Here is a 21350-nt window from a genome sequence, read left to right as displayed (position 1 = left end):
AAAAAATCAAGCACATTCGGATGAGTGGGTTATGGCTGAAAGTCGCTCGGCCTTTTACCTACCAGTTTAAAGAATGTATTACTGAACGCGGAAACGCTGTTGTAGCCGGTATCCCAGGCTATTTCACTGATCGTTTTCTCTGTTTCCAGCAGATACTCCATTGCTTTGATCATCCTGGCCAGTTTCAGGTATTGAAAGAAAGAAATATCCATTGTTGAGCGGAAGAGGCGTGTGAGCGTGCGTTCACTGTAGTTGAATTCATGCCCCACCGTTTCGAGGGTAAGCGGTTCGCCAAGGTTTTCCTGTATATACTTTAAAACCGGTTGAAGCCGGGGATTATCGGTAGTAGGTAAGGTAATGGGAAGCGGCACCGAGCTGATAGCCGGCAGCATATATTTAATGGCTTTGATAAACACAAAGCGCTTGTCGTCCGGCAGTATGTCGCCATCCCAGGCGGCCGTATGCAGGATCATTTCCAGCAGGAGATTACTGACAGGGTAGATGCCCGTTTTAGTATAAAAAGGATGTTCACTGTCGTCCGGCTCACTAAAGAAATAAATAGTGCGTACGTAGTTAGCCGGGTACCTGTGCTGAAAATAGTGCTCCACACCAGCGGGCACCCACATATAATGACGGGCGGGCAGAAAATAAGTTTTGTCCTTTGTGTACAGGAAAGCGGCGCCACCTTCCACATAAGTCAGTTGTCCTTTATTATGCTTATGAAGGGAAAAGTGATGTTCCGTTTTCCAGTGCCATATATACGCGGATTCCGGGATGGCATCAACATCTTCCAGTATCAGCTGCGGATTAATATCTTTCATTTGGCCGGTTCTAACAATTTTATGGCAATTTATAGAAAATAAATTAACTGACAGGGTCGGAACTTTGCATCTTCATCACTATAAATATGTCTACAATTATTAATAAGTGGCTTGGAGGGGCACTCATGTTAACGCTCTTCTCTACACAAACAGCCATTAGTCAGGACCCTGAGAAAAACACCCTAACGTTAACGGATGTATGGAAAAAAGCAGCAACCTATAACCGCCAGTTGCAGATGCAATATCTCCGTGTGCAGAGCATGGATGAGCGGACAAAATCCGCCAGGGACGAGCGTTTGCCTGAGATAAAGGCCAACGGTGTGTATGCCCGTGTTTCCAACCTGGCTATTTATGAAGATGGCTTGCTTAATAGTCCCACGCAATACCCGGTAGTGCACGGTTACTACCAGTTTGGCGCAGATGCCTATCTCAATGTATATAACGGCGGTAAAACTACCCGTGAAATCAAAGTAAGGCAAACCGAAACCGCATTGGCGCGGGAGCAGAAGAACCTCACGGCGGCAGAAATCCGGTACAAAGCAGCAGCTATATACCTCGATATCTATCGTGGACGTATGTACGAAAAAGTAATGCTGCAGGATATTGCAGAGCGGGAAAAAGAGCTGGAAGAGATCCGGCAGCTGAACAAAAACGGCGTGGTGCTGAAAAGCGACCTGCTACGTGCAGAGCTGAAATTATCCAAACAGAAAATGACACTGCTGGAAATAAGGAACGGCATCCTGATCTCCAACCAGCGCCTGAACATTATGATCGGGCAACCCGACAGCACAGACAACATGGTAGCGCCGGACACACTGATACTACCTGCACGCACCTACGAAGATTACCTGGCAGATGCATATGAACATTCTTTTGCCTTTAAGATTTCAGAAAAGGAAACAGCCCTGAGTGAATTGAAACTGAAGGATGTAAAGAGTAATATCCTGCCTAAAGTAGGACTGTATGCGGAGTACGCCTATACGTACCCGCAGATCCTCTTTTATCCTTACTCCATTGCACTTTACGGCTTAGGACAGGTAGGCGTGAAAGCGGGAGTACCTATCTCCGCATTTTATCAGAACAAACACAGGAAACAGGAAGCAAAGATTAACCTGCAACGGCAGGAGATAGAACACGCCGATACCAAAGACCAGGTGCGGCAGGAAGTGAAGTCTGCCTACCTGCGTTATACAGAAGCCATCACCCGGATAGATGTCGCTAACAACAACATCATCCAGGCAAAGGAGAATTTCCGCATTGTAAACAATACTTACTTCAACCAGTTATCACTGCTGACCGACCTGCTCGATGCAGAAACGCAACTGCTGCAATCCCGCTTTGATCTTACCACCGCACAGGTAACAGCGCAGTTACAATACTATCAATTACTGAAAGCAACAGGCAACCTTTAATATATGAACAAGACGAACACTAACACAACTACCAACAAAACCGACAGGCTTATTTCCCGTATCACCACCATCATAGCTTTGATTGTAGTGGTATTCCTGGCGATATGGGGAATAAAAACGTTGCTGCATCAATGGAAGTTTGAGGAAACAAACGACGCACAGATCGATGAATATATTAATCCTGTTGTAGCTAAAGTAACCGGGTATGTACAGGAGATCCGGTATGAAGAAAACCAGGAAGTAAAGAGAGGAGACACCCTGATTATCATTGACAACAGTGAATATGCCGCGCAACAACAGGAAGCTGAAGCTTCCCTGATGAATGCCAAAGCGCAGGTGTCGATACTGGAAAGTAATGTTTCTACCACCGCACAATCTTCCAAAGTTTATCAATCACAGATTGCCGCTGCGAAAGCAAAGCTAACGCACCAGGAACAGGAATACGATCGGTATAAAAAATTGTATGACGTGGAATCAGCTACCAAACAGCAGTTGGAAAGGGTAGAAGCGGCGCTGGCAGTGGCGCGGTCGGAGTATAATACCGCGCTTGATGCATATCAGGCTTCCCTTGCAAAGATCAATGATGTCAGTGTACAACAGCGCGCGCTGGAAGCTGAAATTAAAAGGAGAGTGGCCGTGGTGGCAAAAAATGATCTCAATGTTTCCTATACAATTATCACAGCGCCTTATAACGGAAAAATGGGCCGCCGCACCATTCAGCGCGGGCAGCTGGTTTCAGCCGGACAAGTACTGGCTTACATCGTAGACTGGGAAGCCGGTAAATGGGTAGTGGCCAACTTCAAGGAAACACAGATCCGTCATATGGTCATAGGCGAAACTGCGGATATAACAGTGGATGCTTTCCCGGGAACTACGCTCACTGGGAAAATTGAATCGCTGTCCGGCGCCACTGGCAGCCGTTTTTCATTGTTACCACCAGACAATGCCACAGGCAACTTCGTAAAAATAGCGCAGCGGATCCCGGTTCGTATACGCGTCAACGGTAGCCCTGAAGAATTAAAACAGCTTTCCGCGGGAATGAATGTGAATGTATCCATTGCAAAAGAACGTAAATAATCATGGGGCAAAGTAAACAGACATTCCGTTCCTGGGTACCCGAATGGCTGATCCGGCTAACGATCTTACTGGTATTATTTCCAACGGTAATGCTGTTTGCATTATCAACGGCTAACGTGAGCGCAGCTACGGGATTTTACGGCGCAGAACCGTCCGATATTCAATTTTCGATGCTGGTGTATTATGCCGCCCTGGTAGCTTTTACACCATTGGAGAAGCGGTTTTTCAGCCGTATTGCTACAAAAGAATATTTCCTGATTTGCCTGGTGTTGCAGGTAATGGTTACGTACTGCTGTTATCATACGAGGGAAGTATCTGTACTCTTTATCTGCCGTTTTTTACAGGGCATTTTGAACTGCGGGGTTACCAGTATCTGTTTAACGTTGCTGTTCAGCAGACTGAAATCAGAGCATGCGCGTGAAACAGGATACGCCATTTTCTATGGCATGGTCCTTTGTTCCGGCTCATTAACTTCCCTGGTAACGGCGCCACTGGTAGATGATTACGAGTACAATGCGCTGTATAAGATGATCATATACACCTTTATACCAGGAGCCGTGTTATTGCTGCTGTTAATGAACCGCGTGCATCTCGTTCGTAAAACGCCGCTTTACCAGCTGGATTGGACCAGTTTCGTGATATATGCGCCCATGCTCATTTTGATGGGATATGTGATGATTTACGGACAACAATATTATTGGTTGCAGGACAGCCGGATAGTATGGAGCATTGCGGGAATTATTTTCCTGGCTGCGGTATTTGTAGTACGGCAACTTTACAGCAAACGGCCGTTTATTAATATGGAGGTGTTTAAATCCAGGGGATTCCTGTTTGGCATCACCTTACTGGCAGGGCTTTACCTGATCAGGGGATCGTTCAATGTAACCACCAGCTTTTTCTCCACGGTATTGGGCATGGACCCGATACACACTTACGAATTGCTTGGCTATAATCTCGTGGGGATCTTGATAGGCGCTGTGGTGGCGGCGCGGCTGGTGATAAAAAAACGGCCCTTACAATTCATCTGGCTAGTGGGGTTTTTCCTCTTACTGGTTTTTCACAGCAGCATGTATTTCCTGTTCACGTCCGAGGCGGACCAATCGATCTTTATACTGCCATTGATTATCCAGGGAAGTGGGGCTGGGATGCTGCTTACGCCCATTGTGCTGTTCATCATTTCCTCGGTACCGGAAAACATCAGTATATCGGCTTCCACGGCTGGCGTATTTATCCGGTTCACCTTCTTTGGAATGAGTTCCGCGCTTATCAATTACGGCTCCCTGTATTTTACTAAAATCCACGCCATGCGGCTTAGCGACGGAATTTCAAAAACAGATAACGGGCTCGCGGAGCGGCTGCATACGTACCAGTCGGCGTTGCAGTCACGCGGACTGATGGCTGACCAGGCCGCAAAGCTGGCGCCGGGGCTGCTGGATAAAGCTATTCAGAAGCAGGCTTTTTTGAAGTATGCGATGGATTATTACGAGCTGATAAGCATCCTCATACTGGTACTGATGCTGCTGATTGTTATGACGCCATATATCAACCGTACTATCATCAATGTGAAAAGTAAACAGCCTGCGGCGGCTACTTTGTAGAATGAATCGGTTTTCATAAAAGGAGATAGGTATAGATTTAATATACCAGAGCTGAGTTTATTTTATTTAACATAATATAAATTATAGGATTAATTCTAATCTTTTTATTAAGAATATTAGTCTATAACAAACCGGTGGCTTTCGACCCTTTTAAATGAGATAATCACGTGAAAATGAAGCCGCTGAGAATCGCGTATAAAAATAATGTCTGCATATCTGGTGGAATTCTGCATCTATAGCGGGCTTTTGAGAAGCCCTGGTTTCCAGATGCGCATAAAAAAAACCGCTTGAATAAGTGATCTGTTCACTCCCATTCAAACGGTTTTAATCTGTGTTATGTGAATAGTCCGCCGGCAGTAATGCCAATGCGAATGTGCTATCTTTTTACGGCAGTTGCATCTATTTCCACCAGCATACCATCCAGTGCAAGTCGTGGAACCGGGATCAACGTATTTGCTGGAAACTTTTTATCTGGCCAGAGCCGCAGGGATTCTTCGGTGAAGATTTTCAGCTTTTCTTCATTGTGATCCACGATCAGCGTGGTCAACTTCACGACATCGCTGAATGCTAAGCCCTGCGATTTAAGCGCCGTGTCCAGGTTGCTGAGCGACTGCCTTAATTGCGCCCGGAAATCGTTCACCAGGTTGCCATCGGCGGTTTCGCCGCCCTGACCGGAGATCAGAACCAGTGTGTTTCCCGCTGGTACCTCCGCAATATGGGAATATGCATTTGGGGCCGGATCGTATAAGCCGGGCGGATTAATGAATGCCGGCGCTTTTGTTTCTTTTTCCATGTTAGTACTTTTAAAGATAATAAATAAGGAACCGGCCAAAGCCAATGCCAACAAGGCTATCAGCGCATTCCTCCGTAGGAAACCGTTCATGCTGTTGATTTTATACACCGCAAAATAAACGGAAATAGCTACGCCGAAACAGGTACAGATCTATGTATCTAAAGCATAACAGAATCAGCCCGGAAGTGTTTCAATAAACTCAATAACTTCTCCATCCAATCCATACACGAGGGAGTTATACACCGTCATGGGCGGTTCGCCTAAAAACAGTACAGATGGCGGCACACAACTGGCAGCTCCGGCGGCGATAGCCTCATGATAAGCTGCGGTGGCGTCTTTCACCGTAAACGAGAAATGAAGTAAAGCGCCGGCCACCGGTGTTTCGCCATCCTGGGCACGACGACCCTGGGCAGCAACATTCGCGCCCTTGTCAAATATTTCCACAAAGGAAGACGTACCGGGAATGCGCAGCAACGCGGCGTATTCGATATTGAACTCCGGCAATGTCCAGCTGTGAAACATAGTTAGTCCCAGCGACTCGTAAAATTTAATAGTAGCCCTATAATCTTTCGCCTGGATGGCGATATGGTGCATGCCTGTAATATTCGTCATCCAGCAAATGTAAAAGCTGTCGACAAAAGAACACGGTACTGACAAAATTGTTAGTGCAACTTTCTTACTTCCAGTCGCTGGGCGCCATAAATCCCGGAGTGTCCACTGAAATAGTAAGCCGTGAAACAAGCCACCGCGAAGTATAAAATGTGTTCGGTGCCAAATAATTCAGCACCCATTAAGGTACAGGCAATGGGTGTATTCGTAGCGCCTGCGAAAACGGCAATAAAGCCGAGTCCTGCAAACAGGTCCACCGGTGCATTGAATAACAGCGCCAGTGCATGGCCTAAGGTGGCGCCTATAAAAAACAGGGGAGTCACCTCTCCCCCTTTGAACCCCATTCCCAGGGTAATAGCCGTGAAAACCAGCTTCCAGAGCCAACTCCAGTCGCTAATGTGACTATCCGGATTAAAGGCGGCCACTATACTTACGCTATCTGCTGATTTACCGTACACGCCCAATCCCAGGTAGTCCGTGGTACCCGCCACGTAACTCAACACGATAATCATAATGCCACCTGCCACAGGAATCATCCAGGGTATTTTAATATAGGCTTTTGCGTTATCCTTGATGTTATGAATGAGTTGGGAGAATAAGAGGCTGCTCAATCCAAAAAACACACCGCTCACAATCACTTTCGCCAATAGCCAGAGATCCCGGTGAACAAAAGGAAGCCAGTTCATGAAGGGATTGGCCTTATAGAATATATGGTAGTGGGTATGTTCAATGCCCCATGACGTACATACAATGTCTGCGAAAACGGCGGCAATTAAACAGGGTATCAAGGCATCATACCGCATTACACCGATGGCCAGTACTTCCAGCGCAAACACGGCCCCCGTAAGCGGTGTGCCGAATACGGCGCCAAAGCCTGCGGCGATCCCGGTCATCAGTAAAATTCGTATATCCGCTGCCGGTAGCCCCAGCTTTTTGCCTATTAAACCGGCCATGCTGCCGCCAATCTGCACTGCTGTTCCTTCCCGCCCGGCGGAGCCGCCAAACAAGTGGGTGATGATAGTGGTGATCAATACCAGCGGCGCCATACGCGCAGGCACGCCGCCACCCGGCTGATGGATCTCTTCCATGATCAGGTTGTTGCCTTTCTCGGAGTCGCTTCCGCCAATGCGATAAAGCCAGTAAACCAAGATGCCCGCCAGCGGCAACCCGAAAATGAGCCACTCATGCTGCATACGCAAACCCGTTACCACATCCAGCAGCCAAAGAAACAAGGCGACTAAAGATCCTACAATAATGGCAACCGGTATTGTCAATACGGTCCAGCGCAGCAATTGATTAGCCACGGACAATTGTTCCAGCAAAGATTTCGTTTGTTTCATATCCTACAAATAGCAGTGTTATATGGCAGCTTTACTACCATTATAATATTTGTAGGCGCCATCAGACAGCCCTGGGCTGACGGTTTGGGTCAGGAAGACACCATTTCCTGTTATCTGTCTCCCAAAAATAAGTTTATTCTTTTAATAATCCGGCATAAAATGCAGCGCCCCATAAGGCGGATTTATCATTGTTCACGATGTGGATCGGTACACTAGCCAGTAATTCGGCCATACGATCGCCCTGCATATAATGATGATAGAACTCGCCCGTATCCAGGAGCGCGGCTATCTTTGGCGGGATTCCGCCACCCAGGAACAGGCCGCCCGTAGCCTTCATCTTCAGCACCAGGTTGCAGGATTCCCTGGCAAGGTAGCGTACAAACAGCTCCATCGTTTTTATGCAAACAGGAATCCTTCCGGCTATTGCAGCCTTGCTGATTTCAGCCGCCGCATCGCCGGCGTTCATGGCCGCCCGCAGTTCGGCGGGTTCTTCCATGCCTTTTATATCCCGGAGAAATTCAAAGATATCGGTGATACCAGGGCCGCTGATCAGCCGCTCCCAGCTTACTACATCATATTTTTCCTGGAGATACCTGAGCAGTAAAATATCCAGGTCCGTTCTGGGCGCAAAATCGGTGTGGCCTCCCTCTGTGGGAAACGGGTGATGATACTGGCCATCCCAATACAGCCCTGCCATACCCAACCCGGTACCCGGCGCTATAATGGCCATATTCCCGGTGTGATCCGGGGCGCCCCTGTGCAGGGTGGTAAGCTGCTGCGGTGATAGCGTAGCCAATCCGTAGGCGGTAGCTTCCAGGTCGTTGATCAGGGCTACGGTGTGGATACCCGTGCTCTGCCGGATCTCCTCCTCACTCAGTTCCCGGCTCAGATTGGTGAGTTCCACTTTTCCCTTCACCACAGGCCCGGCAACGCCAATGCATATACGCTGCGGTAAGGTATCGCTGCATCCACTGAGAAAGTGCTTAATCATCTCCGAAAAATGCTGGTAATCACGCGAAGCATATTTCTCCTGTTTTATCAGGTCCAGTTCTCCATTCAGGCTGCTGAACAAGGCCAGGTTGGTTTTGGTGCCTCCCAGATCTCCCGCCAGCAGATAGGTTTTGGTATCCCCACTGCTTACCGGCTCTATAAAATGAGGAAGGTATTGCTGCTTTTTCAATGTTTGCATCTTTGTGGAACTTTATACTTAAAAATAAGGGTTTCCCCCAAGAATACAACAGGAATATGTTTTGTTAATAATTGCCCCGGGTACATTATTGGAACAGCTTTTGTTCCGGGGGATGAACAATTCCGGTAGAAAAATGTAATTCAAAACACAAACGTAAGGCCCATATGGAAAGACACACCTATCAGACAGGACTTATTGGCAACTGTGCATTTCTCGCGCATATTAATAAGAATACAAACATCGATTGGCTTTGCTGGCCCCGCATGGACAGCTCCTTTGTTTTCGGCGGACTGCTCGATAAGAAGAATGGCGGCTCCTTCTCTGTTTTACCGGAAGCGGATTTTTCTTCTCATCAGTATTACCTGGAAAACACCAACGTACTGTGTACTGAAATTACGACCACAGAGGGCAGCTACCGGGTAACCGACTTTGCACCGCGCTTCCTCCAGTACGAACGTTTCTTTAAACCGCTCATGCTGATCCGGAAAGTAGAACCTCTGGAAGGCTCTCCGCGGATCCAGGTAAAATGTGAGCCTACCTGCGACTATGGCGCATCAAAGTTACGTCCAATGAGAGGCAGCAGTCATATTGAATTTACAGGCTGCGAAGAAAACATCCGTCTCACTACCAATATCCCTGTCAGCTATCTGATTGATGGCGAATTTTTTGTGCTGAATGATACCAGGTACCTGATCCTAACTTACGGCCATCCGCTCGAAGCGCCATTGGCCAGCACCGCAGAACGTTTTCTCCGGGAAACTATTTCCTACTGGAGAACCTGGATCAAACATTCTTCCATTGCCAATTACTTCCAGCCTTATGTGATCCGCTCTGCTTTAGCGCTGAAAATACACCAGTACGAAGATACCGGCGCCATCATTGCAGCCAGTACCACCAGCTTACCCGAGTTTCCCGAAAGCGGGCGTAACTGGGACTACCGCTATTGCTGGATGCGCGATACCTACTATATCATCACCGCCCTGAATCACATCGGCCATTTTGAAGAAATGGAACGGTACTTCGGCTATATCACGGATATTTCTTTCTCCGGCGACTTCCGGTACCAGCCGCTGTATGGGATTACCGGCCAGAAAACATTATCGGAAACCATCCTGCCGCATCTTGATGGCTATATGGGAAATAAACCCGTACGTATCGGCAACCAGGCATTTGAACATATCCAGAACGATATATATGGACAGGTGCTTATTTCCATGCTTCCATTGTATACTGACCACCGATTTATTTTTTCTGAAAGAAAAGATTCTGACCGGTGGATTGAACTGCTGCTGAAGAAGATAGAGAAAACGATCGATGAAAAAGATGCAGGTATCTGGGAATTCCGGAATATGGCTAACGTTCATTGCTATACGAACCTGTTCCAGTGGGCAGGCTGTGCAGCCGCCGAAAAGATGGCACGCACCATCGGAAATGAATCATTGCTGGAACAGGCCATTGCACTGAAGAACCGCGCTGCGGCTCATATTGAGAGCTGCTACGACCCGGTAAGAAAAGTGTATACCAACGCAGCTGGCAGTCAGCACCTGGATGCCAGCACCCTGCAGCTCATAATGATGAACTACCTGGACCCAGCCTCTGAACGGGCCCGCGATCACCTCATCGCATTGGAGAAAGAACTGAAAACACCGGAAGGATTGTTTTACCGCTACCGCCACTCCGATGATTTTGGTAAGCCTAAAACTACTTTCCTCGTGTGTGCGTTCTGGTACGTGGAAGCACTTGCCTGCGTAGGCCGGCTGGAAGATGCCCAGCGGGAATTTGGTAAGCTGCTGCAATACTCTAATCACCTGCTGCTTTTCAGCGAAGACGTGGAATCTGATACCGGCAGCCAGTGGGGGAACTTCCCGCAGGCATACAGTCACGTGGGATTGATGAACGCCGCTTACCGGATCGCCATGAAACTGGATACGCCCATTTTTCTATAGTCATGTATACATAAAATAAAGTAGGGGAGTTTGTGCTCCCCTCCTTTTCTTATTTAAACGCTTTCCCTGTTGCGTAATGTTCTCAGCAGATGCCGCACCTCATGATAGCTTCGCAGGTAATACTGCGCGGCAGATACCTGGCTGCCCACTTTAACAGTAATGGCTTTGTGCGGAAGCGCTTTGAAGATGTCTTCGTCTGTTACATCATCGCCCATGGCCATAATGAAATCGTATTTCTTATGATTCAGCCAGCTCAATGCGGCCTTGCCTTTGTTGATCTCTATGTTCTTTACTTCTATTACCTTGTCGCCGGGTAATACCTGCAATCCTTTCTCCACGGTAAAGTAACGCAGGGTGTTCATCAGTTCATTGGCGCGTAATTCGCCGAGCCCCGATTCTACTTTACGGTAATGCCATACCAGTGAGAAACTTTTTTCTTCAATGAAAGAACCGGGTGTGCGGTCGGTGGCCAGTTCCATGATGGGCAGCAGTTCCTTTTTCCACTTGTCCGTAAGACCGGGCAGCTGGTACCACTCCCCTGCTTTTGTTTTTTGCCACGCGCCGTGTTCCGCGATGAGATCCAGGTTCAGATGACCAAACCACTCCCCCAACGTATCATGATTCCTGCCGCTGATCATTACCAGGTCGTTGCCGGGTATGGCTGCCAGCTCGCGCAGCAGCTGGTACAGATCAGGATCCGGGGATGCCATATCGATGTTGGGCTGGAACCCAACCAATGTACCATCATAATCCAGGAAGATGATCCGCTTTTTGCTGTTGAAATACTGTTGCCGGATCAATACCGCTGTTTCCTGGTTTACGCGGCGGGCCAGCATGTTTTGCTGCATTTCATTTACCTCCTGCAGGCGCGTCATGAATAGCTTTACCCAGTGATTAATATTGAATTTGGCTACCACCGTGCGCATTTGTTTCATGCGGCGTTGCTGTTCCGGCAGCGGCATGTTCAGCGCGTCTACAATGGCGCGGGTGATAGCGCCGATGTTGTTTGGGTTGACGATAATGGCATCTATTAATTCTTTAGATGCTCCTGCCATTTCGCTCAGGATCAATACGCCATCATTGTTATTGCGACTGGCCACGTATTCCTTGCTCACGAGGTTCATGCCATCGCGCATGGGTGTTACGAGGCAGATGTCTGCGAAATTATAGAGGGCCGATAATGTTTCCAGCGGGAATGAACGGTAGAAGTATTGGATGGGATGCCAGGCCAGTGTACGGAACCGGGCGTTGATATTTCCCACCTGTTTATCTATTTCGTCGCGCAACTCTTTGTACTGTGGCACCTGGTCGCGGGAAGGCACTACAATCATATACAATACCACCTTCCCGATGTATTCGGGATGCAGTTGCAGCAGCAGTTCAAAAGCCTGGAGCCGTTGCAGGATTCCCTTGCTGTAGTCCAGCCGGTCGATAGAAAGTACGAGGCGGTCGTTTTGAAAGTTCTCCTTCAGGTTTTTTATCTGTTGCAGTACTTCCGGGTCGCTACCCATCTCTGCATATTTGTTATAGTCGATTCCCATCGGGAATGTTTCCACTACGATGGCGCGGTCGTTATAAGACACAACGTTAGCCGTGGTAGTTACCGGCAGGATACGGCTGGCGGCATTCAGGAAGTGACGGGTATCATCAAAAGTGTGGAAACCCATCAGATCGGCGCCCAGCATCCCTTCCAGGATCTCGGCCCTCCAGGGAATGAGGCGGAATAATTCGAATGAAGGAAAAGGAATGTGCTGGAAGAAACCGATGGAGATTTCCGGCATCTCTGCGCGGATCATTCCGGGTAACAGCAGCAGCTGGTAGTCGTGAATCCAGATGGTGTCTCCGGGTTCTGCCACCTTCATGATAATATCCCTGAATTTTTTATTTACCTGGTAATAGGCGTCCCAATAGGTTTGTTCATAGTGGGCATAAACAGCCATATAGTGGAAAACCGGCCACAGTGTTTCATTAGAAAAGCCTTCGTAGAAGTTGTTGATTTCGTCCTGTGTCAGGTATACCGGCATCAGGTTCATCTTGCGCAACTTTTTTGTTACTTTCTCCTGTTCCTTCTGGTCTGTGATCTCCTGTCCCGGCCAGCCTATCCAGATATTATTTCCTTCGCGGTAAATGGAGCCTAAACCTGTTGCCAGGCCCCCTTCGCTGGGTTGAAGGGAGTAATCCCCTTCTGTTTCCGAAATCTTTACTGGCAGCCTGTTCGATACAATAATGGTCTTTCGCATAGTCAGTTTATATAATCTATTATCTAATTACATTCAATTGGAATAGCACCCAACAAAACAAAAAATGCACCCAAAAGAGCGGAACCTACATATATAAATAAATACAATGCTGCTACAATGGCTATGGTTCATCAACAGGGTTTATCCGGAGCGGATAAGGGCTACACCTGTATATGTGTGAAAATGCAAGATAATCATTATCAGGGGGAAAAGGAAGTGGAAATATCTCCACTACCCTGTTACGACTTACGCCCGAGCGTCATCAGCACCACGCCACAGATGACAATGGCGGCAGCAATACCTACCAGGGAGGTAATGGCTTCATTACCGATAGCCCATCCCAGGAACAGGGCTACGATGGGGTTAATATAAGCATAGGTAGACGTGAGGCGTGGCGGCGCATTCTTCGATAACCAGCTATAAGAGGTGTATCCTACCAATGAACCGATCAGTACCAAATAGAGATATGCCTGCCAGGCTTCGGCGGTCATCAGGGGTAATGTGCCGAGGCCACCCGGTTCAAGCACAAAGCTCATTAGCAAAGAGAAAATGCCGCCGGCCAGCATCTGGATGGCGGTACTGGTAATTTGCGTAGGCATGGGGAGCCGCTGTACCAGCAGGGTGCCAACCGCCCAGCAGATATTTCCTACCACGATAACGATAACGGGCCATAAAGGAAATTGTCTTGCTTCATGATGGGCAAAGGGATTAAACAACAGGAACAGTCCTATAAACCCTACTACAATTCCCAGCATGGTCATGACCGAAGGGCGTTGTTTGCTGAAAAAGGCCCAGTCCATGCCCATGATCCAGGCGGGCATAGCGGCCACTATGAGCGCCACAATCCCGGAAGGCATATAATGTACGGCCACGGCTACGGTGGTATTCCCGACGCCTATGAGCAGCACGCCAATAAAACAGGCGGAAATAAACTGCTGCCGGTTGGGCCAGGTTTTCTCCCGCAGGCAACCTACCAGCAGCAGGATACCGCCTGCTACCAGGAAACGCATCGACGACAACAGAAATGGCGGTACTACTTTCGTTGCTATCTTCATGCCCAGGTAGGTGGAACCCCAGATGATGTATACGGCCAGCAGGCAAAAGATCATTTTGGAGGACAATACGCCTATCTTCTTGTTCATGTTTTCTTTCTTTTGGTACGCTGATAGTTCCGGGTTACTTTACTCACATCCCCGCAGGTGCTCATGCTGCACCATTTGCGGGACCCGTTGCGGCTTTTGTCCAGGAAAAGCCACCCGCAGGCAGGGCACTCTTTTACTTCCGCCGGCTTACCGGAGGTATACAATTCCACTGCCGATTTCACCAGCCACCAATACACCTGCTCCAGTGCGGGCGCATTGAACTGTAAAGTGCCGGCACCTGCCGACCAGCTGATTTCAATATTGGCATATGCCTCCCCTATATACGCATTGAACTGCATACTGTCGGCCGCAGCGGGTTGCTTTTTTGCAATGCCTGCCGTAAACAACCGGTGCAGCAATTCCCGCAAAGCAATGCTTTTCTCAAAAACCACCGCCGCCTTTTGCGGATAGTCTTTCGCCAGCCGTTCGAGGGTATGGATAATTTTGGGAGATAAAGCACGGGTATGACCATACCATTGCAACAGTTCTTTGAAACCGTTGAGATAGTCATGCGGTATTCCCCTCTTCCGGTTGTCGATGGTGTTCACGAAATCGAGACACAGAATGCCACCGTCGAGCCGGAGTGATGTGATGGATTTAGGAGCTGACATACGCGGGTTTTGTCTTACTCAGGATTGAACTGATGATACTGATTACGATGAATTTCTCCTGACCATTTCTGGTACTTTAGCGAAGGTAATTCATATTATTAACCGGTAAAAGTTATTTTACTGGTTAATAAAAAATGGGGTAAAAACGGGGTATTCATCTACCTGAAACAATACTTAAACATCTGTTTATTTAAGTGCTAATAATCAATTTATTACAAAACAAAAAACAGCTCCGTTAAGAGCTGTTTCATTGGTAATAATGATAGTATTTTAATATCCGGAGATTACCAGGCGACGTTATTTTCGTTATTTCGCTCTACAAGATACATTATTTATTTAACATATACTTCTATAATTGCATTAGTAGGTCTTCTGGGTGCAAGAAAGCTGTCTACCTGGTGGTAGTGTTGCTTCAGCTCTCCTCTCAAAGCAAAGGGATAAAAGTTGTTTAAACTGGGGGCATATTCGTAGATCACCAGGTCGTAATGATGGTCGCGCACCTTTTGGGTAAAGGTGGCTAACTGCCTGTTAAACATCCCCACTCCCAGGTGATACCATAATGGATAGTCGGGACCGGTTTCCAGTTTGTAAGGCATTGCTGCTGCCAGCGGGGTAAGCTCCGACATGTTCAGTACTTTGATATCTCCTTTCTTTTCGGCCACCACCGGCAGCGCCATAATCTTCTCCATTCCCTTTACCGTGGAAGCAGGCATATATATTTTGCGGAAAGGACGGAGATCGGAAAACACCCAGGACGACACCGGCACATCGGTAGTGTCGTTGTTGAGCATAAAGTTATGCCGGTTCACCACATTTTCATGACCGGGGGTTCCCATAGCCACCGTTTCCTGCGCCGGAAACAGACGGTCGGTGAAACGGCCTATATATTTCCACCAGGTACCAGACCACCAGAAAAGCACGAGAAAAGCAGCTCCGAGCAACGGGCGGAATGAGTTGATATTTATCTTCAGTAAGTCCAGTAAATAAGAAGCAATAAACGCAAACGCGAAACTGTGGAAGAAGATATTATTGTCCGGCGGCGTGTAGCTTGTTACCTGGAAAATGGCGGCTTCGCCCAACATACCCAGCGTAAGCAATGCAAACAGTACCTCCCTGCGCTGCTGCAGCCAGGCGCCCCACGCTTTCACTTTCGCCACAATACACAGCACCACCAGCACTACATATGCCTTGATCCAGTTAGAGCTGCCAAATATTTCGTCCGTAAAATCGTTGAAGGCCAGGCGGGAGCTGTGTGGTGGCTGTCCGTGGTTAAACCAGTACCCGAATCCCGGCATCAGCGGCAGGATCATGACGGCGGCAATCACGGCGAACATAGCTACAAAAATGGGCAGGTCCAGCCAGCGGCGTGTCTGGAAACTATTATACGCCAGGAACAACAGGCATAGCATAAACGCCATTCCGCCGCCGTCCTGTTTGGTGAAAACGGAGAGGAAGATAAAGAAAGCGGCTCCAAACATCCACAGGTAACTACGTGAACGGCTATCCGAAAAGAAGGACCGGAACAGGAAGCTGAGGCCCACCAGTTCAAATACAATCACCGTGTGATTATACCAGGGCCAGAAATTAAAGAAGGAATAGGACAATACAAATACCAGTACCGACAGGAGCCTGACACCGGGCTGCACGCCCATACTTTTCAGGATAGAACGGAAAGCAAAGCCCGCCATGATATTCAGGAGCACCTGCGCCTTTACAAGGGAAATGAGTTCCGGTCCGAATAGTTTAAAGAAGATGGCCGGGAAAATCCAGAAGCCATAACCGAGTGGCGAGCCAAAATCCCGGAAGGGAATTTGGCCGGATGATATCCGGTAAGCACCTTCCCAGGAGAGGAAAATATTAACACGGTACGGGAATGTTACAAATAATGGCACCAGGGCCAGTGCGATGATAATAATGCTTTCGGCAATGGCCGGGCGACGGCCTTTCAGTGAAAATTTGGGCATAGTAGATTGGGATTCGCTGTAATTGCTGACTATTCAGTAACATGAATGGCTGCAAAAGTAATTGAATAAATTGTAAATTAGACCCATCTAACATACCAAACAACTCCAGGTTCCGTGAAATTTTTAAAGCTGCTACGACCCAAACACTGGGTAAAGAATGCCTTCCTGTTTATTCCCCTGTTTTTTGCGGGAGAGATTTTTAAGCCTGATAAACTGCTTGATGTACTGGTAGCGTTCTTTGCCTTCAGTTTCATTGCCAGTAGTATTTATATACTGAACGACTACCGCGATATTGAGGCAGACCGCCTCCACCCGGTAAAATGCAAACGCCCCCTGGCTTCCGGGGCCATCAGCCGGCCGGCCGCCCTCGCCCTCTTTATTATCTGCGTTTCCGCCGGCTACGCATTCGCCATTATGGTAGGTGATAAGTTTGTTTTTGTGCTGAGTATCTATTTTGTGTTAAACATCCTGTATTGCCTGGGGCTAAAGAATATCTCTATCCTCGACATTATAATTGTGTCAACCGGATTTGTGCTGCGGGTTAAATCCGGCGGTGTGGCCGCGAAAGTAGCGTTATCGGAATGGCTGGTGATTATGGTCTTCCTGTTGTCTCTTTTTATGGCCATTGCCAAACGCCGTGACGATATAATAATCAAACAGGACTCGGGAAAAGATATGCGCAAGGCCGCGCAGGGTTATAATATGGATTTCCTGAACGTGATGCTGGCGCTTGTTTCCGCCGTTATTATAGTCGCCTACCTGATGTATACGATTTCTCCTGAAACACAGGCCAGGTTTCATACCTATCGCCTTTATTACACTACCCTGTTTGTAATTGGCGGATTATTACGATATTTGCAAATAACCTACGTACAGAACAGTACTGGTTCTCCAACCAAAATCCTATATAAAGACCGTTTTATTCAATTAACCATCCTCCTGTGGGTCCTGAGTTTTTATGTATTAATTTATTTACCGACAGATAAAACATTTTTTGAATAATGCAAAAACGGTTAGCCAACTGGGGGAACTTCCCTGCTGTTGACAGCGACGAAAATGCTTTTACCCAGGAAGATGAGCTTCGTAAATATGTGGTAGCCAATACCCACATGATTGCGCGGGGCAATGGCCGCTGTTATGGCGACGCCTCCCTGGGAAAGCACAGCATTTCCATGCTGAAGTACGATAAGATGCTTTCCTTTGACACGGCCAACGGGATCATGGATGTACAGGCAGGCGTAACGCTGGACCAGATACTGGATATTATTGTTCCGAAAGGATGGTTCTTACCTGTAACACCCGGCACCAAATATATTACGGTAGGCGGAGCTGTAGCTTCCGATGTACACGGAAAAAACCATCACGTAGATGGCGCCTTCTCCGGCCATATCATTGATATGGATGTATTAACCGCCAGCGGCGAAACCATTTGCTGTTCCGCCACACAACACGAAGATCTTTTCTGGGCTACCTGCGGTGGCATGGGCCTTACCGGGGTAATCACCCGTGTGAAATTCGGCCTCAAAAAAATAGCCACTGCCTATATCCGGCAAACACAACTGAAGGCTAAAAACCTGGAGGAAGTGATCCGGCTGTTTGATGAATATAAACACTATACCTACTCTATGGCCTGGATCGATTGCCTTCAGAAAGGCGATTCCTTTGGCCGGAGTATCCTGATTGTTGGTGAACATGCTACCCCGGAAGAACTGAATGCGGCACAACAGAAAGCCCCGCTCACCCTCCCGGCTAAACGAAAACTGACCCTGCCGTTCAACCTCCCCTCCTTTGTACTGAACACTTTTACTGTAAAAGCGTTTAACTGGTTATACTATGGGAAGAATTATAAGAAGGTGATGCACAAGGTAATCCCGTATGAACCCTTCTTTTATCCGCTGGACGCCATCCTTCACTGGAACCGCGGGTATGGCAAGGCCGGGTTTGTACAATACCAGTTTGTGGTATCCCTTGAGCAGAAAGATGGCCTGGTAGCTATCCTGCAACGGATCAGTGATAAAGGCTGGGGTTCGTTCCTGGCGGTATTGAAGGTGTTTGGTAAACAGGACAGCCTCATCTCCTTTCCGATGGAAGGATATACCCTCGCGCTGGATTTCCCCATCCGCAAAGGGTTATTTGAATTCCTGGATGAGCTGGATGAGATTGTACTGCAGTATGGCGGCCGTTTATACCTCTCGAAAGACGCGAGGATGAAGCAGAAAATTTTCTGGAACAGCTATCCTAATGCCGGCCGGTTTGCCGAAATTGTAAAACAATATAACAACAACGCGCGTTTTGAATCTCTCCAATCGGAGCGTTTATCACTGACGAAATAGTTTACCCTGATTAACCAAGTACACTCATGTCTACCCTTTTAATACTTGGCGCAGGTTCAGACATGGCGGTTGCCATTGCCCGGAAGTTTGCGTCTGAAAAATATGATATTCAACTGGCCGGCAGGAATACTGCCGCTTTGATACCACAACAACAGGATCTGCAGGTGCGTTTTGGCGTTAAAGCCACCACGCATATGTTTGATGCGGCCCACTTCGCATCACACACGGCTTTTTACGCCGGCCTGCCTGTTCCTCCCGATATTACCGTTTGCGTTTTTGGTTACCTGGGCGACCAGGAGAAAGCGCAGCAAAACTGGCAGGAAGCTGCTACCATTATTAACAGTAATTATACCGGCGCCGTTTCTATACTAAACATTGTGGCGGAAAGCTACGAAGCCAGGAAGCAGGGAACCATTGTGGGGATCAGCTCTGTAGCAGGTGAAAGAGGACGGCAAAGTAATTATATTTATGGCAGTGCGAAAGCAGGTTTTACCGCTTATCTCAGCGGGTTAAGAAACCGTCTTTTTCGTAGTGGCGTTCACGTGATGAGTGTGCAACCGGGATTTGTGAACACCCGTATGACTCAACACCTGACCCTGCCCCCCTTGCTCACCGCCCAGCCGGAAGCAGTGGCCACCGCGGTTTTTAAAGCAGTGAACCGTAAAAAGAATGTGTTGTATGTAAAGTGGCATTGGCGATACATTATGCTCATTATCAAATTAATACCTGAAGGTATTTTCAAAAAACTCTCCCTGTGACCATCGCTTTTTTCGACTTCGACGGAACCATTACTACGAGGGATACCCTATGGGAAATCATCCGCCATCACAGGGGGCGCGCCGCTATGTATGCAGGCATGATCCAACTGCTGCCCGCACTGCTGCGCTTCAAATTAAAAATGTTGCCGGCACAGCAGATGAAGGAAGAAGTACTGCAATATTTTTTTGCAGAAATGCCCGTCCATGATTTTTCCACAGGCTGTGAAAGTTTCTGCCGGGAGAAGCTGCCGGCGTTAATTCGTCCGCAAGCATTGGCGGCTATACGAAATCACCAGCAACAGGGGCATCATGTGGTGGTGGTATCTGCTTCCGCGCAGGACTGGGTAGCGCCGTGGTGCCGGAGGGAAAACATCGTTTGCCTGGCCACCCGTCTCGAAGTAAAAAATAAAGTCATCACCGGTAATATACAGGGTATCAACTGCAATGGTGAAGAAAAGGTAAGACGCATCCGTGAAGCTTACCGCCTGGAAAACTTCGGGGAAATATATGCTTACGGCGATAGTGAGGGCGACCGGCCCATGCTGGCGCTGGCGCAGCATGTTTCCTTTAAACCCTTCCGGTAAAACAGGAATAGCGGAAAACTCCTTCCGCTATTCCTCTAATAGAAAATGCCTCACCATTACGGCAAGGCACTTTCTATTATTGTAACAGATTGATTGTACGAAGTATTATCAGGCAGCTTTTGCTTTCTTCATCTGCGCTGTAACCATTGCGGGTTTCAGCTTAATGATACCAACGAAGTTCAGCAACTTCATTACCTGGTAGCTTGGATCCAGCTCATACCATTTCTTGGCAAAGTTAGGACTGTCTTTAAATTTGTGGTGGTTATTCTGAAACAGTTCGCCCATCAGTACAATACCCCATGGAGAAGTATTCCTGGAATGGTCGTTGTTATCAAAATTCTGGTAACCATATTTATGTCCGCACCAGTTAACGATAGCGCCCTGTACAGGTCCCATCAGGAAATGGATTGGCAGCAATAAATAAAGATACCACATACCGGCAGGAACAAATGCTACATAAAATGCTACATAAGCGCCCATCCAGAGGAAACGGGTGATGTTGCTGTCGCCGAATTTATCCATCGCATCCCATTCAGGTAACGGATCTTTGGTAAATTTAGGATCCACTTCACTGGTACGGGTTACAAAACCATTATAGATTTTGCGGGTTTGTACCATCATGCCCCAAACGTCTTTGAAGAAGTGCGGAGAATGCGGATCGTGTTCGGTATCACTGAATTCATGGTGCATGCGGTGCATAACGCCATAAGCTCTTGGAATCAGGTATGATGAACCCTGGAAAAACCAGGTGCTGAAATAAAAGAATCGTTCCCAGAATTTACTGGTAGTATACATCTGGTGAGATGCATAACGGTGTAAGTAGAATGTGTGAAAAAACAAGGAAAAGAACCAATGCACACAAAAGAATATCAAGATCGCCGTCATTTCTATACTTTATAAAGTGACAAATAAGCGCCAAAGGTAAGCTAATTT

General features: G+C 47.7%; 18 protein-coding genes and 1 riboswitch. Of the genes, 8 read left to right on the top strand and 10 right to left on the bottom strand.

Annotated elements, in window-relative coordinates:
* Positions 1-29: 29 nt before the first annotated feature.
* The gene (locus tag B5Z18_RS23055; protein WP_079471888.1) at positions 30-821 is read right to left on the bottom strand and encodes a helix-turn-helix transcriptional regulator; all 792 of its coding nucleotides are present in this window, start codon (positions 819-821) and stop codon (positions 30-32) included.
* Positions 822-907: 86 nt separating this feature from the next.
* Here B5Z18_RS23055 and B5Z18_RS23050 point away from each other — a divergent pair, with 86 nt between their 5' ends.
* The 3 genes from B5Z18_RS23050 to B5Z18_RS23040 are packed head-to-tail and all read left to right on the top strand — an operon-like array spanning position 908 to position 4908.
* Entirely contained in the window at positions 908-2233 is a 1326-nt protein-coding gene (locus B5Z18_RS23050) for a TolC family protein (RefSeq protein WP_079471887.1), read from the top strand.
* A 3-nt stretch (positions 2234-2236) separates the two neighbouring features.
* A complete protein-coding gene (locus B5Z18_RS23045) occupies positions 2237-3310 on the top strand; it encodes an HlyD family secretion protein (protein ID WP_079471886.1) in 1074 nt (357 codons plus the stop codon).
* Between the two features lie 2 nt (positions 3311-3312).
* Positions 3313-4908 carry an MFS transporter gene (locus tag B5Z18_RS23040; protein WP_079471885.1) on the top strand — a complete coding sequence of 532 codons (1596 nt, stop codon included), beginning with the start codon at positions 3313-3315 and terminating at the stop codon, positions 4906-4908.
* A 376-nt stretch (positions 4909-5284) separates the two neighbouring features.
* Here the strand turns inward: B5Z18_RS23040 and B5Z18_RS23035 are convergent, their stop codons facing one another.
* From B5Z18_RS23035 to glk, 4 genes are all read right to left on the bottom strand, one after another.
* Entirely contained in the window at positions 5285-5791 is a 507-nt protein-coding gene (locus tag B5Z18_RS23035; protein WP_200817323.1) for a RidA family protein, read from the bottom strand.
* 84 nt (positions 5792-5875) lie between these two features.
* Positions 5876-6313, bottom strand: coding sequence for a VOC family protein (locus B5Z18_RS23030; protein ID WP_143313668.1), 438 nt, complete (start codon positions 6311-6313; stop codon positions 5876-5878).
* 50 nt (positions 6314-6363) lie between these two features.
* Entirely contained in the window at positions 6364-7650 is a 1287-nt protein-coding gene (locus B5Z18_RS23025; RefSeq protein WP_079471883.1) for a voltage-gated chloride channel family protein, read from the bottom strand.
* A gap of 45 nt (positions 7651-7695) precedes the next feature.
* Positions 7696-7767, bottom strand: a riboswitch (Fluoride riboswitch).
* Positions 7768-7783: 16 nt separating this feature from the next.
* Positions 7784-8839, bottom strand: a complete 1056-nt coding sequence (gene glk / locus B5Z18_RS23020) for a glucokinase (protein ID WP_079471882.1) — start codon at positions 8837-8839, stop codon at positions 7784-7786.
* 164 nt (positions 8840-9003) lie between these two features.
* Here glk and B5Z18_RS23015 point away from each other — a divergent pair, with 164 nt between their 5' ends.
* Complete coding sequence (locus B5Z18_RS23015) at positions 9004-10785, top strand: glycoside hydrolase family 15 protein (protein ID WP_079471881.1); 1782 nt, start codon at positions 9004-9006, stop codon at positions 10783-10785.
* A 53-nt stretch (positions 10786-10838) separates the two neighbouring features.
* On the opposite strand, the gene B5Z18_RS23010 is transcribed toward B5Z18_RS23015, so the two are convergent.
* From B5Z18_RS23010 to B5Z18_RS22995, 4 genes are all read right to left on the bottom strand, one after another.
* On the bottom strand, positions 10839-13025 hold the full coding sequence (locus B5Z18_RS23010; protein ID WP_079471880.1) for a bifunctional alpha,alpha-trehalose-phosphate synthase (UDP-forming)/trehalose-phosphatase: 2187 nt from the start codon (positions 13023-13025) through the stop codon (positions 10839-10841).
* Between the two features lie 239 nt (positions 13026-13264).
* Positions 13265-14167, bottom strand: a complete 903-nt coding sequence (locus B5Z18_RS23005) for an EamA family transporter (RefSeq protein ID WP_079471879.1) — start codon at positions 14165-14167, stop codon at positions 13265-13267.
* Positions 14164-14778, bottom strand: coding sequence for a CGNR zinc finger domain-containing protein (locus B5Z18_RS23000; protein ID WP_079471878.1), 615 nt, complete (start codon positions 14776-14778; stop codon positions 14164-14166). Before B5Z18_RS23000 ends, B5Z18_RS23005 begins: the two co-directional genes overlap by 4 nt.
* A gap of 332 nt (positions 14779-15110) precedes the next feature.
* Positions 15111-16742 carry a hypothetical protein gene (locus B5Z18_RS22995; protein ID WP_079471877.1) on the bottom strand — a complete coding sequence of 544 codons (1632 nt, stop codon included), beginning with the start codon at positions 16740-16742 and terminating at the stop codon, positions 15111-15113.
* A 114-nt stretch (positions 16743-16856) separates the two neighbouring features.
* On the opposite strand from B5Z18_RS22995, the gene B5Z18_RS22990 reads away from it, so the two are divergent.
* Genes B5Z18_RS22990 through B5Z18_RS22975 form a run of 4 tightly spaced genes read left to right on the top strand, consistent with a single transcriptional unit; the run spans position 16857 to position 20417 of the window.
* Entirely contained in the window at positions 16857-17744 is an 888-nt protein-coding gene (locus tag B5Z18_RS22990) for a decaprenyl-phosphate phosphoribosyltransferase (protein ID WP_079471876.1), read from the top strand.
* A complete protein-coding gene (locus B5Z18_RS22985; RefSeq protein ID WP_079471875.1) occupies positions 17744-19075 on the top strand; it encodes an FAD-binding oxidoreductase in 1332 nt (443 codons plus the stop codon). Before B5Z18_RS22990 ends, B5Z18_RS22985 begins: the two co-directional genes overlap by 1 nt.
* A gap of 26 nt (positions 19076-19101) precedes the next feature.
* Positions 19102-19833, top strand: coding sequence for an SDR family oxidoreductase (locus B5Z18_RS22980; RefSeq protein ID WP_079471874.1), 732 nt, complete (start codon positions 19102-19104; stop codon positions 19831-19833).
* A complete protein-coding gene (locus B5Z18_RS22975; protein ID WP_079471873.1) occupies positions 19830-20417 on the top strand; it encodes an HAD family hydrolase in 588 nt (195 codons plus the stop codon). The genes B5Z18_RS22980 and B5Z18_RS22975 overlap by 4 nt, the downstream gene beginning before the upstream one ends.
* A 108-nt stretch (positions 20418-20525) precedes the next feature.
* Here B5Z18_RS22975 and B5Z18_RS22970 read toward each other — a convergent pair whose 3' ends face one another.
* Positions 20526-21302, bottom strand: coding sequence for an acyl-CoA desaturase (locus B5Z18_RS22970; protein WP_079471872.1), 777 nt, complete (start codon positions 21300-21302; stop codon positions 20526-20528).
* Between the last annotated feature and the right edge of the window lie 48 nt (positions 21303-21350).

The organism is Chitinophaga ginsengisegetis (assembly GCF_900168065.1).
Classification (GTDB): domain Bacteria; phylum Bacteroidota; class Bacteroidia; order Chitinophagales; family Chitinophagaceae; genus Chitinophaga; species Chitinophaga ginsengisegetis.
The sequence above is the reverse complement of the archived record's forward strand: the minus strand, read 5'-3'. Positions and strand labels throughout refer to the sequence as shown.